Genomic DNA, 14,416 nt, shown 5'->3' on the forward strand with positions numbered 1-14,416 from the left:
GGAGGGGGCGTGGGGAGGGAGCGCGGGAGGTGGGTGCCGCCGGAGTCGGCGCCGGAGGTCGGGGATCGGGGGCCGGGCGCCGGACGCCAGTCGGAGGTCGGGCATCGGAGGTCAGGCGCCGGACGTCAGCCGGGGGTCGGAGGTCGGGCGTCATACGTCAGGCGCTGGACGTGAAGCGTCACCGGCACAGGCACAGGCACCGGCACCGGCACCGGCACCGGCGAGGGATCAGTCCAGCACCCGTCCCAGATACGCCCGCAGCAGCTCCCGCATCTCCTCGATGATCCCCGGATCCCCCTGCGGGTCGACCCGGAAGGCGAGGTGGACCAGGGCGTCGGCGGTCTCGACGGCGACCAGGAAGGTGCGGCGCAGGGTGTCGTCCGGGCGCCGGTCGAGCGATGCGGCGAGCAGGTCGGTGAGCCGGTCGGCGACCCGGTGGTTGGGTTCGTCGTGGCGGGAGCCGACCGGGATCTGGTTGCCGAAGTCCACGAGGGAGAAGCCGGGCGCGGTGCGCTTCATGGCGAGGTACTCGTCGAGCACGGCGTCCAGGGCGCCGCGCCAGCCGGTGTCGCCGAGAGCGTCGAGCCGGGTGCGCACCCGCTCGGCGTACCGCTCCAGATTGCGCTGGGCGAGGGCGTCGGCCATCGCCCGCTTGTTGCCGAAGAAGCGGTAGACCGAGCCGATGGGGACACCGGCCCGCTGGGCGACGGCCCGGGTGCTCAGGTCGTCGTAGCCGACCTCGTCGAGGAGGGCGGCGCAGGCGTCGAGAATCCGGGTCAGCCGCTCGGCGCTGCGCCGCTGCACGGGGGCGCGGCGGAGCGTGGTCGTCGCATCAGGCACGGGCTCATGATGCCTCGCCGCCGCTCCGGGGTGAAGCGGGCCGATGAGGGAACCGGACAAACACCAGGCTCTAAGCCGGACCCGGATCGGAGACCGTCACATCCGCGGTGGACTCCACCGGTTGGCCGTCGTCGGCCCAGACAGTCCCGTCGTCGGCGTACAGCCGGGCGGTGACGTGGTGGGTGCCGCGGCCCATCAGGTCGGCGGTGAGCCGGTGCCGGGGTGTGCGCAGATCGGCGACGGGGCGGCCGTCGACGAACAGCCGGGCCAGCCCTCGCCCGGCGACGGCCTCCGGCGGTGTACCGAGCGGGGAGAAGCTGAAGTCCTCGACGGTGAGCCGGACCTCCCAGCCCTGTCCGCCGCCGACCGGCTGCACCTCGATGTCGACGTCGGGGGCGACCTCGTGCGCGATCTCGCGCAGCCGGGAGCCGTCCTCGTCGGTGTCCTCCAGCACCTTGCCGACCGGAGAGGTCCGGTCGGTCGCCCGCTCCTGCCCGCCGCCGGAGTCGCAGCCCGCCGATCCGGCCAGCAGCAGGACAGCGACCGCGAGCACCGCGTATCTCCCCCGCGTCCTCGTCATACGGGCGAGCGTAGAACACCGGTACGACGCCCCGAATCCCTCTGGAGGCGGGTTCGCCCGGTCGGCCGTAGTACCTACAGACGACACGGACCCCCTACCCGCCGCCTCCCTCTTGCGCGGGACCCCGCCCTATTCCTATGGTGGACTATAGGAATAGGGGTCGCCACGGGAGCCGGGAACATGGCTGAGGAGCTGGGAACATGAGTGCGGAAGCGCGCAAGACCGCCGAATCGCTGGTCTATCTCTCCGGATTCGGCAACGAGCACGGTTCGGAGGCGGCGCCCGGCGCGCTCCCGGTCGGCCGCAACTCGCCCCAGCGGGCCCCGCTCGGGCTCTACGCGGAGCAGCTCAGCGGCACCGCGTTCACCGAGCCGAGGGCCCACAACCGCCGCTCCTGGCTGTACCGCATCCACCCGTCCGCCGCCCATCCGGCGTTCACCCGCACCCGCAACGGGGCGCTGCGCACGGCCCCGTTCACCCAGACCCCGCCCGACCCCAACCGGCTGCGCTGGAACCCGCTGCCCCGCCCGGAGACCGGCACGGACTTCCTGGCCGGGCTGTGGACGCTGGGCGGCAACGGCGACGCCACCCAGCGCACCGGCATGGCCGTGCACCTCTACCACGCCACCGCCTCCATGGAGCGGGTGTTCAGCGACGCGGACGGCGAACTGCTGATCGTCCCCGAGCACGGCGGGCTGCTGCTGCGCACCGAGTTCGGCCTGCTGCACGCCGAGCCCGGACAGGTGGCCCTGATCCCGCGCGGGGTCCGCTTCCGGGTGGAGCTGCTGGACGAGGCGGCGCGCGGCTATGTCTGCGAGAACTACGGCAGCCCGTTCGTCCTCCCCGACCTCGGCCCGATCGGCGCCAACGGCCTGGCCAACGCCCGTGACTTCCAGGCCCCGGTCGCCGCGTACGAGGACGTCGAGGGCCCGGTGGAGGTGGTGAACAAGTTCTGCGGCAACCTGTGGACCGCGACCTACGACCACTCCCCGCTCGACGTGGTCGCCTGGCACGGCAACCTGGTCCCGTACGTCTACGACCTGCGCCGCTTCAATGTCATCGGCTCCATCTCCTACGACCACCCGGACCCGTCGATCTTCACGGTGCTGACCTCGCCGTCGGACACCCCGGGGCTCGCGGGCGTCGACTTCGTGGTGTTCGCACCGCGCTGGCTGGTGGGCGAGGACACCTTCCGGCCGCCGTACTTCCACCGCAATGTGATGAGCGAGTACATGGGCCTGATCGAGGGCGCCTACGACGCCAAGGCGGAGGGCTTCGTCCCGGGCGGCGGCTCGCTCCACAACATGATGTCGGCGCACGGACCCGACCGGGAGACCTTCGACAAGGCCAGCGCGGCGGAGCTGAGGCCGCAGAAGATCGACGACGGTCTGGCGTTCATGTTCGAGACCCGCTGGCCGGTGACCCTGACCCCGCACGCGGCGGGCGCCGACCACCTCCAGCAGGGCTACGACGACGTGTGGCGGGGCCTCGAACGGCACTTCCGCCCGTTGCACTGATCGCACCCGACCGGTACGGATAGGCCCGTGAGCTCCTTCGCCCCAGACTCGATCGTCCTCAACCGCAAGCTGCCGCTGTGGTACCAGGTGTCGCAGTCGCTGCGCGCCTCGATACTCGGCCGCTCGACCGCCGACCCGCTGCGGCTGCCCACCGAGGAGCGGCTCGCCGAGCACTACGGCGTGAGCGTGCTGACCATGCGCCAGGCGCTGAAGGAGCTGGAGGACGAGGGCCTGATCACCCGGCACCGCCGCCGGGGCACCTTCATCGAACCGGACGCCACCCGGGGCGCCCCGGTACGGCTGCTGGGCTCGGTGGACGCCATCGTGGCCCAGCAGTCCGGGATGACCGCCGAACTGCTGGAGCACGGGCGGGTGCCGGTGCCCGCCGAGTTCGCCGAGCACTTCCCGGACCTCACGGAGGCGGTGACGTACCACCGGCTGCGCAGCGACGAGAAGACCGGTGAGCCCACCAACCACGCCCGCAACTACGTCCGCCCCGAACTCGCCGCCCGCTTCGACCCGCAGGAACTGGTCCGCCGGCCGATGACCAAGGTGCTGCGGGACGTGGTCGGCGCGGACATCAGCCGGATCACGGACACCGTCGAGGCCCGGCTCGCCGACCCCGCGACGGCCCGCCTCCTGCGGGTCCCGCTGCTCAGCCCGATCCTGCACTACACCGGCATCACCTACGACAGCGCGGGCCGGGTCCTGGACGTGGCCGTCATCCACTACCGGGGCGACCGCTTCGCCTTCTCGGTGACCCTGGACGCGACCTGACCCCGCCGGACCCGCGCCCGACCCGTCGTACGATGCCGGGCGTGCCGTACGACGACGACGCTGTGCCGCTCGCGGACCTCATGCCGTGGTCCGTCGCACCGCCCCGCCTGGGCCGGGGGTGGCCCGCGGGACCCGACCCGGTGTCCCTGCGGGCCCGTTGGGACGCGCTGATGAAGGCCGAAGGACCGGACCGCGAGGCGCTGTTCGAGCCGACCCGGGCCCGCACCACGCGGTCGGCGGTGGGACGGCTGCCGGGCCAGGCGGGCGGTACCGAGCGCCTCGGGCGCGCCGCGGGCCCCTGCCCGGAGCCGGTCCGGGCGCTGGTGGCGCCGTTCGACGAGCAGTGGCTGATCCCCGACCACCGGCTGATCGACGCGGCCCGTCCCGAGCTGTGGCGGATCGCGGACGAACGGCAGGTCTTCGTCGCCGGGACGGGCGGCGAGCCGGGTCCGCCCCTGCTGGCGACCGCCCTGTTCCCGCTGGTCCGCTCCGGCCGGGTCCGCCCGCTGTTCCGCCGCCCCGGCGGCCGGGAACCCAATCTGGCGCCGGGCCTGACGGCGTATCTGGGCACCAAGCTCGGCTCGGTACCGGACCCGCTGGACGTGCTCGCCTGGACGCTCAGCGCGGTCCGCGCCGATCTCACCGTGCCGCTCACCGCCGACCCCGCGCGCTGGGCGCTCGGGGTGGAGTCGGGCCGCCGGGCGCTGTGGCTGATGCTCCGGGACGGCGAGCGGCCCAAGCTGCCCGGCGGGCGCCGCCCGTACGTCCGCGCCCCGCTGCCGGACCGCGCCGGGGAGTTGCGCTACGACCGGGAGGAGGAGGCGCTGTTCATCGGGGAGGGCCGGATCGCGCCGGTGCCGGTGGCCGCCTGGGAGTTCGAGGCGGGCGGGGCGCGGGTGCTGGAGCAGTGGTTCCTCGCCCGGACGGGTGAATCCGGGCCGGGCGCCCTGGCCGCGATCCGTCCCGTGTCCTGGCCCCAGGCGTGGACGTCGGAGCTGCTGGAGCTGATCACGGTGCTGGCCCTGCTCGCCGAACTCCCCCCGCTGCCCGAGGACCTGTCCGCCCCCGCCGTCACGGCGGCCGACCTGCGTGCGGCGGGCGTCCTGCCGGTCCCGCCGGCGACCCGCCGCCCGGCCTCGGTCCTGGACACCCCGGAGGAGGGCCCGGAGGGCCAACTCGCCCTGCTCTGAACGCCGGGGAGGACTAGGGCCTGGGGTCGAAGCCGTCCAGGACCCGGTTGAGGGCCCGTTCGAACACCGCCTCCAGGTCGACCGGTCCGCTCGCCTCCGCGAACGCCGCCGCGAGCCGGGGATAGGCGCCGGTCGCCACCTGGCCACCGAGGTAGGCGAACCGTACGGCGTTCTCCTCCTCCGCGCTCCAGGGCATCGCCCGGGTCCGCTCGGTGGTGGCGATCTCCTGGGCGGCGTAGGTGCTGACCACCCCGGTGAGCAGGGCGACCAGCTCGGTCTTGACCGCGTAGGTCGCGTCGAGCGGCTCCAGGCACTCCAGGCAGTGCTCCAGATAGCGCAGGCTGCTGGGGCTGAAGCCGTGCACACCGGGCATCAGCCGGGGCACCCAGGTGTGGCGGTGCATGATCGCCCGGGTCTCGCGCGCGTTGCGCAGCATGTCGGCCCGCCAGTCCCCGGACGGCTCACGGATCTCGTGCTCGGCGCCGATCGCGTCGAGCATCAGCTCGTACAGATCCTCCTTGCGGGGGACGTAGTTGTAGAGCGACATGGTGCCGCAGCCGAGTTCGGCCGCCACCCGCCGCATGGTGACCGCCTCCAGTCCCTCCGCGTCGGCGACCCGCACGGCCGCCGCCGCGATCCCGGCCCGGGTGTACGCCGGTTTCGGCCCACGCCCCGTCCGCTCGGGTCGCGCCCAGATCACTTCGGGTACGCCGGTCCGGCCCGCCATCGCTCATCACCTCGGCCACCATCGTAGTTACGTACAACGTACGTAGTGCGCTATGGTGCCGCCATGGCTACTACGTACGCTGTACTTAGTGAGGGTCTGGAGAAGCGGTTCGGCGCGGTGCGCGCGGTGGACGGGCTCGATCTCGCCGTCGCCCCGGGGACCGTGCTGGGGCTGCTCGGCCGCAACGGGGCGGGCAAGACGACCGCCGTCCGGCTGCTGACCACGCTGCTGCGCCCGGACGCCGGGTCGGCCCGGATCGCGGGCCACGACCTGGTGCGCGCACCGGACGCGGTCCGCCGGGCCATCGGGGTGACCGGGCAGTACGCGTCGGTCGACGGGGATCTGACCGGACGCCAGAACCTGCGGCTGTTCGCCCGGCTGCACCGGGTCCGCGACAGCGCCGCACGGGCCGCCGAACTCCTCGCCCGCTTCGGTCTCGACGACGCCGCCGACCGCCCCGCCGCCACCTACTCCGGCGGGATGCGCCGCCGTCTGGACCTCGCCGCGAGCCTGGTGCGCCGCCCGGCGGTGCTGTTCCTGGACGAGCCGACCACCGGTCTCGACCCGGCGAGCCGCGGCGCGATCCATGACGCCGTGGACGCCCTGCGGGCCGACGGCACCACCGTGCTGCTCACCACCCAGTATCTGGAGGAGGCCGACCGGCTGGCCGACGACATCGCCGTGCTGGACCGGGGCCGGGTCGCCCACACCGGTTCCCCCGCCGAACTGAAGGGGCTCGTCGGGACGTACGCGGAGGCCGTGGTCGCCGACCCGGACGCGCTGACCCGCGCGGCGGGCGTCCTGGACCGTCTCACCGGCGGCGAACCGTCCTTCGACCGCGAGCGCGCCGCGGTCGGCGCGGTCACCCGCGACCCCACGCTGACCCTGCCCCGGCTGGTCCGCGCGCTGGACACGGCCGGTGTCCCGCTGCTCGACGCCACTCTGCGCCCGCCCACCCTCGACGAGGTCTTCCTGCGTCTCACCGCCACCGGCGCACCGGACCCCGCCGATGTCACCGGCACCGGCACCGGCACCGGCACCGGCACCAAGAAGGAGACCGCCGCATGAACGCGCTCGCGCACGACGGCACCGCCCTGCTGGGCCGTCAGCTGACCCGGCTGCGCAACAACCCCGGGCTGCTGATCCTCACCCAGACCATGCCGATCACCATGCTGCTGTTCTTCGGCTATGTCCTCGGCAGCGCCCTCGCCATGCCCGGCGCCCAGTACCGGGCGTATCTGGTGCCGGGGCTGCTGGTGGCGACGGCCGCGAACGGGATCATGACCGGGATGTTCCAGGCCGCGCAGGACGTGCACCGGGGAGTGACGGACCGGCTGCGCAGTCTGCCGATCAGCCGGGCCGCCGTACCGCTCGGGCAGGTCCTCGCGGATCTGGTGGTGACCGCGGCCGGGATGGTGCCGCTGCTGCTGGTGGGGCTGGCGGTGGGCTGGCGGATCGAGGGGAGCGTGCTCGGCGCGCTGGGCGCTCTCGGACTGCTGCTGCTGTTCCGGGCCGCGGCCACCTGGGCGGGGATTCTGCTGGGGCTGCTCACCCGGAACGAGGAGGCGGCCGGTCAGCTCGGTGCGGCGACCTTCCTGCTGCCGCTGCTGTCCAACGCCTACATCCCGACCGAGGGGCTGTCCGGCTGGCTGCGCACGCTCGCCGAGTGGAATCCGATCAGCGCGCTCACCACGGCGCTGCGTGCGCTGTTCGGTAACGCGCCGGTTCCCTCGGACGCCGCCTGGCCGGTCGCGCACCCGGTCGCCGGGTCGCTGCTGTGGTGCGCGCTCATCCTGCTGGTGTGCGCCCCGCTCGCGGTACGCCGATACGCCCGCGGGGAGCGGTGAGAGGGGAAACAGGGGGAAGCTGGGAGAAATGGGGCGTGATACGCCGATGACGCCGCCCGTGGGGAGTCGGGGGCGTCAGATCGGTCGGGGTGAGTGGGGGACGTCCGGGCGGACGCCGGGGGTGCTCAGCGTCCGCCGAACAGCGAGCGGCGCAGTCGGCGCAGGGGGGCGAAGAGCGAGACGCGCCGGACCCGGGCACCCCGGGAGGTCTGGTCCTGCGTGGTGTCACGCGCGGTCAGTTCCCGCATCAGGGAGGTGGCCTCCGCCGCCTCCCGCTGTGGCACGGGGGGACCCGCCAGTACCGACAGGTGGCGGTCGAGGCGCGAACTGGTCGCGCTGCTCCCGCAGGTGATCGCAGGGACCCTTGCCCTGCTGCGCACTGTTATCTGATCCATGTCACTCCCCACCCGTACGAGTCCACCCGGCCCAGGCAGGCTAACCCTATCGCCCCCTTGGGGCACTCGTGTATCGCGGTCACAGGATTCACCTTTCCCGTAAGGGTGTTGACGTACACATTTCGGTTACTCTCCGAATCCAACCGATTCCAGGGCGAGTTGGACAATCGGCTGGCCGGTGGGGTGTGGTGAGCCGCCGTCGGGCTCGACGGTCACGGCGAGTGACGAAGCGGTGGGGTCCAGACCGGACGCGGCCAGGGGTGTGTCGGCGCTGAACAGGCCCAGGGAGCGTGGAGGTGCGTCGGGGCGCATCAGCCACAGTTGATGCACCCGCCCCCCGGGGAGCGTGCCGTAACCGCTCAAGGTCACCACCGCGCGCCCCTCTGCGGCGGAGGCGACCACCGCGATGCCGCGGCCCCCGGCGTCCCGGCCGGTGGCGGAGCGGGCGTCCGGCGCCGCCAGAACGTGGGCGATCTCACGCGCCCGTGCCCGCTCGGCGGTCAGCCGTTCCTCGCTCCGCCCGGCCTGGACCGCGAACAGCGCGGCGACCACCAGGGCCGCGGCGGCGGTCGCGGCGCTCAGCGGCACCAGCAGCGGGCGCCACCGGGAGGAGCGCTCCGGCGGCGGCCGGGTCCCCCACACCGAGGACGGCAGCACCGGGGCGTACGCGGGGGCGGGCTCCTGCGCGGTGGTCCGTACGGCGGCCAGGACCCGGGCGCGCAGGGCCGGGGGCGCCGGGGTGGTCGCCGTCCAGGCCAGCCGGACCGTGTCCTCGGAGAGTTCCCGCAGTTCGGCGGCGCAGCGGTGGCAGCCGCCGAGATGCCGTTCGAAGCGGCGGCGCTCGTCGGGGCCGAGGGCGTCCAGGGCGTAGGGCGCGGCCAGCGCGTGCGGGTCGCGGCGGCCCGGCAGCCGGTCCCGTGCCCTCACGCTCCACCGCGCAGACAGTGGCGCAGCCGGGTCAGTCCGTCGCGCATCCGGGTCTTGACGGTGCCGAGCGGCAGCGAGAGCCGTTCGGCGACCTCGCGGTAGGTGTAGCCGTCGTAGTAGGCGAGGGTGACGGACTGGCGCTGGAGGTCGGTGAGCCGGTCCAGGCAGTGGCGTACCAGTTCCCGTTCCAGACCGGCTTCCACCTCCTCGGCGACCTGGTCGAAGGCGGGTCCGGCGGTCCGCAGGGCCTCGCGTTGCTCGCGCTCCCCGGCGGCGCGGGCGCTGCGCACCCGGTCGACGGCCCTGCGGTGGGCGACGGTGAGGATCCAGGACAGGGCGGAGCCGCGCGCGGGGTCGAACCGGGCGGCGGTGCGCCAGAGTTCGAGCAGCACCTCCTGTGCCACCTCCTCGGCCTGCGCGGCGTCCCGTACCACCCGTCGGACCAGGCCGAACACCGGGCCTGACACCAGGGTGTACAGCTCCTCGAAGGCGCGCTGGTCGCCGTCCGCCACCTTCAGCAGCAGCGGGTCGGCCGCCCGCCGGGCCTCCTGCGTCGCGCCGCAGCCGTCCGGCCGTCCCCGTACCCCTGACATCCGCACCACAGCCACCTCCGGGAGGAGGTACGGATCGGCGGGCCGAAAACGCGGGTGGGGCGGGGGCGGGAATTCCCGGGGGGTGCGCGGGGGCGGAGCCGTGGTCCAGGGGGTCGCGTCCGGGTGCGGCTGACCCTACTTTGGGGAGCGGGTCCGCTGGGGGCGGCGGCCGGGCGGATGGGGGTGCGCGGATGTCCGGAGAGCCGGGCGAGGAGCGGGTGGTCGCGGGCCGGTACCGGCTGCTGTCGCCGCTGGGCGAGGGCGGCATGGGGACCGTGTGGCGGGCGCGGGACGAGGTCCTGCACCGCGAGGTGGCCGTCAAGGAGGTGCGCGCCCCGGCGGGGCTCCCGGCACCGGACGTGGAGCGGATGTACGCCCGGCTGGAGCGCGAGGCGTGGGCGGCGGCGCGGGTGTCGCACCGGAACGTGGTGACGGTGTACGACGTCGCCACCGAGGAGGGCCGTCCGTGGATCGTGATGGAGCTGGTCCGGGGCGTGTCGCTGTCCGAGACGCTGGAGGCGGACGGGCCGATGACGCCGCAGCGGGCCGCTCTGGTCGGGGCGGAGGTCCTGGCGGCGCTGCGGGCGGCGCACGAGGCGGGCGTGCTGCACCGGGACGTGAAGCCCGGCAACGTGCTGCTGGCGAACGACGGCCGGGTGGTGCTGACGGACTTCGGGATCGCGACGCTGGAGGGCACCTCGGCGCTGACCATGACCGGCGAGGTCGTGGGGTCGCCGGAGTTCCTGGCGCCGGAGCGGGCGCTCGGCCGGACGCCGGGGCCCGAGTCGGACCTGTGGTCGCTGGGCGTGCTGCTGTACGCGGCGGTGGAGGGGATCTCGCCGTTCCGTCAGGACACCCCGCTGAGCACGCTGCGGGCCGTCGTGGAGGACGCGTTGCCGCCGCCGCGCCGGGCGGGCGCACTGGGGCCGGTCGTCGCGGGGCTGTTGCGCAAGGACCCGGCCGAGCGGCCCGCGGCGGCGGACGCGGAGCGGGAACTGCGGCTGGTGGGCGCGGGCGGCACGCCCCGGGCGGACACCGCGTGGTCGACCTCGACGGCGCCGACGGTCGCGGCGCCGACGCCGGTGGCAGCGGAGACCCGGCCCACCGGGACGGACCCGGGCACCGCCCCCGCCGTTCCCACCCGTGACCGGCGGGCCGTTCCCCTCCTGGTCGCCGGGGTGGTGGCGCTGGTCCTGGCGATCGGCGGGCTGACGTACGCGCTGCTGGACCGGACCGGCGGGGACGGCGGGGGCGCGGCCGGGGCCTCGTCGGAGGCGTCGGGCGCCCCGGACGAGGGGGACGCGGGCGGCGCGGGGGGCGAACCGTCCGGCGGGAGCGGGGTGTCGGGGACGCCGGGCGGGGCGGTGCGGGAGCCGTCGGGTGCGGCGTCGCCGCAGTCGGTGACGGTGACGGTGGCCGGGGCGCACACCGACTACGCGGGCGTGTGTCCGCCGCCGGGGTCCGAGGGACCGGCGTTCACGGCGACGTTCACGGTGGGGCGGCTGCCCGCCGAGGTGAGCTACCGGTGGGTGGCGCGGGACGGGGAGGTCGTCGACGAGGGCTGGCGGACGCTGTCGTTCCCGGCGGGCGGGGAGCGCACCCGGCGGGAGAGCGTGACGGTGACGGCGTACGACGCGAGCGGGACGTACCGCAACGAGGTGAGTGTGGAGGTGCGTGAGCCGGTGGAGGCCACCTCGAACGCGGTGGCGTTCTCGGTGACCTGTGTGACCGGGACGCCGACCTGGACGCCGACGGAGACCCCGACGGGCGGGGCCTCCGCTCCGGCGTCCGGTGCCGCGTCCGGCTCCGCGACACCGGCGTACTGACGGGTCGGGAGGGCCGGACGCGGAACCGGTGGCCCGGATGGGGGTCAGACCGCGTTGTTGAGGGCGGGCAGATAGCCGCCGGACTGGCCGGCCGCGGTGGGGTGGTAGGACTCGCCGACATTGAGCCAGTTGACGCTGTGCAGCCAGGAGTTGCCGGAGCAGATCTCATGGCCGGTGAAGGGGGAGCGGACGTCGGCGAAGGTGAAGCCGTGGTCGGCGACCCGCTTGGCGATGGTGCTGTTCAGCAGGTCGGAGGCGTCGTTGATGGCCTTGCGCTTGGCCTCCGACAGGCCAAGGCAGGACTGGCCGAGCAGATAGAAGCGGGGGTAACCGAGGACCACGACCCGCGCGGCGGGGGCCTTGGAGCGGATCGTGGAGTAGAGGGTGTCGAGCTTGCCGGGCAGGGTCGAGCCGACGTACGCCCGCGCGGTGTTGATCCGGGAGACGCAGGCGCTGTCGGACTGGAGGACGCAGGTCGTCATGACGTCCGCGAAGCCGGCGTCGTTGCCGCCGGCGCTGAGGGTGACCAGGCCCGTGCCGGTGCCCAGCGGGGTGAGCTGACCCGCCAGAACTTCATCCGTTCGGGCGCCGGAGCAGGCCGTGAAGTTGAACGAGGAGGGTGAGTTGGCGGCGGCCCACAGGGACGGGTACGCCTTGGTGCTGCGCTTGCAGTCGCCGCTGGAGCCGATGTAGCTGCCCGAGCCGACGCCGGAGGAGTAGGAGTCGCCGAGTGCCACGTAGCCGGTAGCGGCGGCCTCGGCGCCCTGCGCCGTGGCCGCCCCGGTGAGGGCGGTGCCGACGGCGAGGAGGAACGAGCTGACGAGTACGACAAGTCGGGAACGTCTCATGGAACCTCCCTTTAGCAGGATCTCTGCCGCAACCGGGATACCAACTACGCGCGTTGACAGGAAGTGGTCATGCCATGAATTTCAGACATTCCCCCGAGTTCCCGCACATCTCGCGGCAGTTCTTCACCCTTCAATTACATGAACATGTCATTTATGTTGACGAGTGCTCAACACTCTTGAACCCGGGGGGCGGATGACCCACGCTGGGTCCCGGCCCGGAGCGGAACGCAACGTTCCAGGGCTGGCACGCGCACCAGCGCGTGCGCCCCCCACAGCCGCGCGCCCTCATCCCGGGCGCGCGCCGCCACAGGAGGACTTCCTCGACATGGCACCACTGCGCAGCACCCATGGGCGGCTCGCCGCGATCACCGCGCTGGCGACCGCCGCCCTCGTCGGCGGGCTCACCGCGATACCGGCCCAGGCCGCTCCGGCCGAGGGCACGGTCATCGCGGCCGGCTCCCCCACCGCCGTCAAGGACAGCTACCTCGTCACGCTCACCGAGGACGCGGGCTTCACGGCGTCCTCCCGTACGGGCAAGGGCCTGATCGGCGCGTACGGCGGCACGGTGGACGAGACGTTCGGCAGCGCGCTGAACGGCTACACCGCGACCCTCACCGCCCAGGAGGCCAGGAGACTGGCCGCCGACCCGGCCGTCGCGTCCGTCGAGCAGAACCAGCGCGTCCAGGTCGCCGACACCACCCAGACCAGCGCCCCCTGGGGCCTGGACCGGGTCGACCAGACCTCGCTGCCGCTGTCCACCACCTACACCTACCCCGACAGCGCGGGCAGCGGCGTCACCGCGTACGTCATCGACACCGGGGTGCGGATCACCCACCAGCAGCTCAGCGGCCGGGCCAGCTACGGCTACGACGCGGTCGACGGCGACACCACCGCCGCCGACGGCAACGGCCATGGCACCCATGTGGCCACCACCATCGCGGGCTCCACCTACGGCGTCGCCAAGAAGGCGCGGATCGTCGCCGTACGGGTCCTCGACAACAACGGGTCCGGCACCACCGCCGGGGTCATCGCGGGCGTGGACTGGGTGACGCGGAACCACTCCGGGCCCTCGGTCGCCAACCTCTCGCTGGGCGGCGGCGCCTCGGCCACGCTGGACACGGCGGTGCGCAACTCCATCGCGTCCGGCGTCACCTACGCGGTCGCGGCGGGCAACAGCAACCTCAACGCCTCCTCGTACTCGCCCGCCCGGGTCACCGAGGCGATCACCGTCGGCGCCACCACCAGCACCGACGCCCGCGCCAGCTACTCCAACTACGGGGCGGTGCTCGACCTCTTCGCCCCCGGCTCCTCCATCACCGCCGGATGGCACACCAGCGACACGGCGACCAGCACCATCTCGGGTACGTCGATGGCGACCCCGCACGTGGCGGGCGCCGCGGCGATCTACCTCGCGGGCCACCCCGGCTCCACACCCGCCCAGGTGGCCACGGCGCTGGTGAACGGCTCTACGCCGAGCAAGGTGACGAGCCCCGGCACCGGGTCCCCGAACCGGCTGCTGAAGATCGTCCCCTGAGCCCGGACCCCGGGCCTTTCCCGGGGACCTCCCCCGGGTTCTTCCTGGGGTTCTTCCTGGGGTTCCGCCCGGGGTTCTTCCTGGGCCCTTCCCTGGGGTGTCCCGGGATTACTCCCCCGAGTTCCACCCGTACCGCCCCGGAGCGCGCGGGGTCCGTCCCCGTGCGCCCGGTGTGACCGGCGGGTTCTCCGGAGTGGCTCACACCCTCCGGGGAGCCCGCCCCCGCACGCCCGGTGACCAGGTTCCGCATCTTGACGTCCCCCCGAGCGCTGCGCGACATTGAAGCCCGGCATCCGGCGCTTCGGGGGGCAAAGTCGCCAATGCAGGGCTTACAGAGCAAGAAAGCCGCAACAGCGGCAACGACGACAACAACGGCATCGCAGGACACCCGGCGGAACCGGCCGGGACCGGGATCAGGGTCGCGATCAGGACAGGCGTCAGGACCGGGGAGGGACCTGGCACCGCTGCTCGCGGGCGCCGCCACGGCCGTCGGAGGGATCGGCGCCGCGCTGGCGCTCACCGGCTCCGACTCACCGCTGCGCGCGCCCTTCACCCTGTTCTTCCTGCTCGCCGCCCCGGCCGCGGCCATCGGCGCCGCGCTGTCGGGCCTCGACCCGTTCGCCCGGCTGGTCGCCGCGCTGGCCGGCGCGGTCGTGGTCGACATGCTGGTCGCCCAGACGATGCTGGCGCTGCACCGCTGGTCGGCGCCCGGCGGGACCCTGGCGGTCTCGGCGTTCAGCGCCGGGACGCTGCTGCTGGTGCTGGTGCGGCGCAGACGGGCCCGTACCGCGGCGGTGCGCGGACAGGACGCGTGA

15 protein-coding genes are annotated in these 14,416 nt (G+C 73.7%); 8 read left to right on the top strand and 7 right to left on the bottom strand.

What is annotated here, in order from left to right:
* Positions 1-228 precede the first annotated feature (228 nt).
* Both AB0D49_RS11020 and AB0D49_RS11025 read right to left on the bottom strand, forming a co-directional pair.
* Positions 229-840 (bottom strand): TetR/AcrR family transcriptional regulator, encoded by a 612-nt coding sequence (locus AB0D49_RS11020; RefSeq protein ID WP_362754311.1) that lies wholly within the window; start codon positions 838-840, stop codon positions 229-231.
* A 70-nt stretch (positions 841-910) separates the two neighbouring features.
* Positions 911-1,420: a hypothetical protein gene (locus AB0D49_RS11025; RefSeq protein ID WP_362754314.1), complete on the bottom strand. Its 510-nt coding sequence runs from the start codon at positions 1,418-1,420 to the stop codon at positions 911-913.
* Positions 1,421-1,620: 200 nt separating this feature from the next.
* Between AB0D49_RS11025 and hmgA the strand changes: the two genes are divergently transcribed.
* The 3 genes from hmgA to AB0D49_RS11040 are packed head-to-tail and all read left to right on the top strand — an operon-like array spanning position 1,621 to position 4,904.
* Positions 1,621-2,937, top strand: a complete 1,317-nt coding sequence (hmgA, locus tag AB0D49_RS11030; RefSeq protein ID WP_362754317.1) for a homogentisate 1,2-dioxygenase — start codon at positions 1,621-1,623, stop codon at positions 2,935-2,937.
* Between the two features lie 27 nt (positions 2,938-2,964).
* Positions 2,965-3,714, top strand: coding sequence for a GntR family transcriptional regulator (locus AB0D49_RS11035; protein ID WP_362754320.1), 750 nt, complete (start codon positions 2,965-2,967; stop codon positions 3,712-3,714).
* A 32-nt stretch (positions 3,715-3,746) separates the two neighbouring features.
* Positions 3,747-4,904, top strand: a complete 1,158-nt coding sequence (locus AB0D49_RS11040; RefSeq protein ID WP_362754323.1) for a type ISP restriction/modification enzyme — start codon at positions 3,747-3,749, stop codon at positions 4,902-4,904.
* A 13-nt stretch (positions 4,905-4,917) separates the two neighbouring features.
* On the opposite strand, the gene AB0D49_RS11045 is transcribed toward AB0D49_RS11040, so the two are convergent.
* Entirely contained in the window at positions 4,918-5,631 is a 714-nt protein-coding gene (locus tag AB0D49_RS11045; protein ID WP_362754326.1) for a TetR/AcrR family transcriptional regulator C-terminal domain-containing protein, read from the bottom strand.
* Between the two features lie 63 nt (positions 5,632-5,694).
* Between AB0D49_RS11045 and AB0D49_RS11050 the strand changes: the two genes are divergently transcribed.
* Positions 5,695-6,699 carry an ATP-binding cassette domain-containing protein gene (locus AB0D49_RS11050; protein WP_362754330.1) on the top strand — a complete coding sequence of 335 codons (1,005 nt, stop codon included), beginning with the start codon at positions 5,695-5,697 and terminating at the stop codon, positions 6,697-6,699.
* Positions 6,696-7,478 (top strand): ABC transporter permease, encoded by a 783-nt coding sequence (locus AB0D49_RS11055; RefSeq protein WP_362754335.1) that lies wholly within the window; start codon positions 6,696-6,698, stop codon positions 7,476-7,478. The genes AB0D49_RS11050 and AB0D49_RS11055 overlap by 4 nt, the downstream gene beginning before the upstream one ends.
* 125 nt (positions 7,479-7,603) lie before the next feature.
* Here the strand turns inward: AB0D49_RS11055 and AB0D49_RS11060 are convergent, their stop codons facing one another.
* The 3 genes from AB0D49_RS11060 to AB0D49_RS11070 form a co-directional block, all read right to left on the bottom strand.
* On the bottom strand, positions 7,604-7,873 hold the full coding sequence (locus AB0D49_RS11060) for a hypothetical protein (RefSeq protein WP_362754338.1): 270 nt from the start codon (positions 7,871-7,873) through the stop codon (positions 7,604-7,606).
* Between the two features lie 126 nt (positions 7,874-7,999).
* Positions 8,000-8,800 (bottom strand): anti-sigma factor, encoded by an 801-nt coding sequence (locus AB0D49_RS11065; RefSeq protein WP_362754341.1) that lies wholly within the window; start codon positions 8,798-8,800, stop codon positions 8,000-8,002.
* Positions 8,797-9,393, bottom strand: a complete 597-nt coding sequence (locus AB0D49_RS11070) for a sigma-70 family RNA polymerase sigma factor (protein WP_362754344.1) — start codon at positions 9,391-9,393, stop codon at positions 8,797-8,799. Before AB0D49_RS11070 ends, AB0D49_RS11065 begins: the two co-directional genes overlap by 4 nt.
* Before the next feature lie 191 nt (positions 9,394-9,584).
* Between AB0D49_RS11070 and AB0D49_RS11075 the strand changes: the two genes are divergently transcribed.
* Entirely contained in the window at positions 9,585-11,219 is a 1,635-nt protein-coding gene (locus AB0D49_RS11075) for a protein kinase (RefSeq protein ID WP_362754347.1), read from the top strand.
* A 44-nt stretch (positions 11,220-11,263) separates the two neighbouring features.
* Here AB0D49_RS11075 and AB0D49_RS11080 read toward each other — a convergent pair whose 3' ends face one another.
* On the bottom strand, positions 11,264-12,067 hold the full coding sequence (locus AB0D49_RS11080; protein WP_362754351.1) for an SGNH/GDSL hydrolase family protein: 804 nt from the start codon (positions 12,065-12,067) through the stop codon (positions 11,264-11,266).
* 325 nt (positions 12,068-12,392) lie between these two features.
* Here AB0D49_RS11080 and AB0D49_RS11085 point away from each other — a divergent pair, with 325 nt between their 5' ends.
* Positions 12,393-13,601: a S8 family peptidase gene (locus AB0D49_RS11085; RefSeq protein ID WP_362754354.1), complete on the top strand. Its 1,209-nt coding sequence runs from the start codon at positions 12,393-12,395 to the stop codon at positions 13,599-13,601.
* A gap of 320 nt (positions 13,602-13,921) precedes the next feature.
* Entirely contained in the window at positions 13,922-14,416 is a 495-nt protein-coding gene (locus AB0D49_RS11090; RefSeq protein ID WP_362754357.1) for a hypothetical protein, read from the top strand.

It is taken from the genome of Streptomyces sp. NPDC048290, assembly GCF_040652095.1.
In the GTDB taxonomy this organism is placed as follows: Bacteria; Actinomycetota; Actinomycetes; order Streptomycetales; family Streptomycetaceae; genus Streptomyces.

Excerpts from the sequence above, each read along its gene's own strand:
- AB0D49_RS11070 (WP_362754344.1), bottom strand. The coding sequence starts at position 9,393 with ATGTCAGGGGTACGGGGACGGCCGGACGGCTGCGGCGCGACGCAGGAG.
- AB0D49_RS11055 (WP_362754335.1), top strand. The coding sequence starts at position 6,696 with ATGAACGCGCTCGCGCACGACGGCACCGCCCTGCTGGGCCGTCAGCTG.
- AB0D49_RS11045 (WP_362754326.1), bottom strand. The coding sequence starts at position 5,631 with ATGGCGGGCCGGACCGGCGTACCCGAAGTGATCTGGGCGCGACCCGAG.
- hmgA (WP_362754317.1), top strand. The coding sequence starts at position 1,621 with ATGAGTGCGGAAGCGCGCAAGACCGCCGAATCGCTGGTCTATCTCTCC.
- AB0D49_RS11060 (WP_362754338.1), bottom strand. The coding sequence starts at position 7,873 with ATGGATCAGATAACAGTGCGCAGCAGGGCAAGGGTCCCTGCGATCACC.
- AB0D49_RS11050 (WP_362754330.1), top strand. The coding sequence starts at position 5,695 with ATGGCTACTACGTACGCTGTACTTAGTGAGGGTCTGGAGAAGCGGTTC.
- AB0D49_RS11085 (WP_362754354.1), top strand. The coding sequence starts at position 12,393 with ATGGCACCACTGCGCAGCACCCATGGGCGGCTCGCCGCGATCACCGCG.
- AB0D49_RS11040 (WP_362754323.1), top strand. The coding sequence starts at position 3,747 with ATGCCGGGCGTGCCGTACGACGACGACGCTGTGCCGCTCGCGGACCTC.
- AB0D49_RS11025 (WP_362754314.1), bottom strand. The coding sequence starts at position 1,420 with ATGACGAGGACGCGGGGGAGATACGCGGTGCTCGCGGTCGCTGTCCTG.
- AB0D49_RS11075 (WP_362754347.1), top strand. The coding sequence starts at position 9,585 with ATGTCCGGAGAGCCGGGCGAGGAGCGGGTGGTCGCGGGCCGGTACCGG.
- AB0D49_RS11080 (WP_362754351.1), bottom strand. The coding sequence starts at position 12,067 with ATGAGACGTTCCCGACTTGTCGTACTCGTCAGCTCGTTCCTCCTCGCC.
- AB0D49_RS11090 (WP_362754357.1), top strand. The coding sequence starts at position 13,922 with ATGCAGGGCTTACAGAGCAAGAAAGCCGCAACAGCGGCAACGACGACA.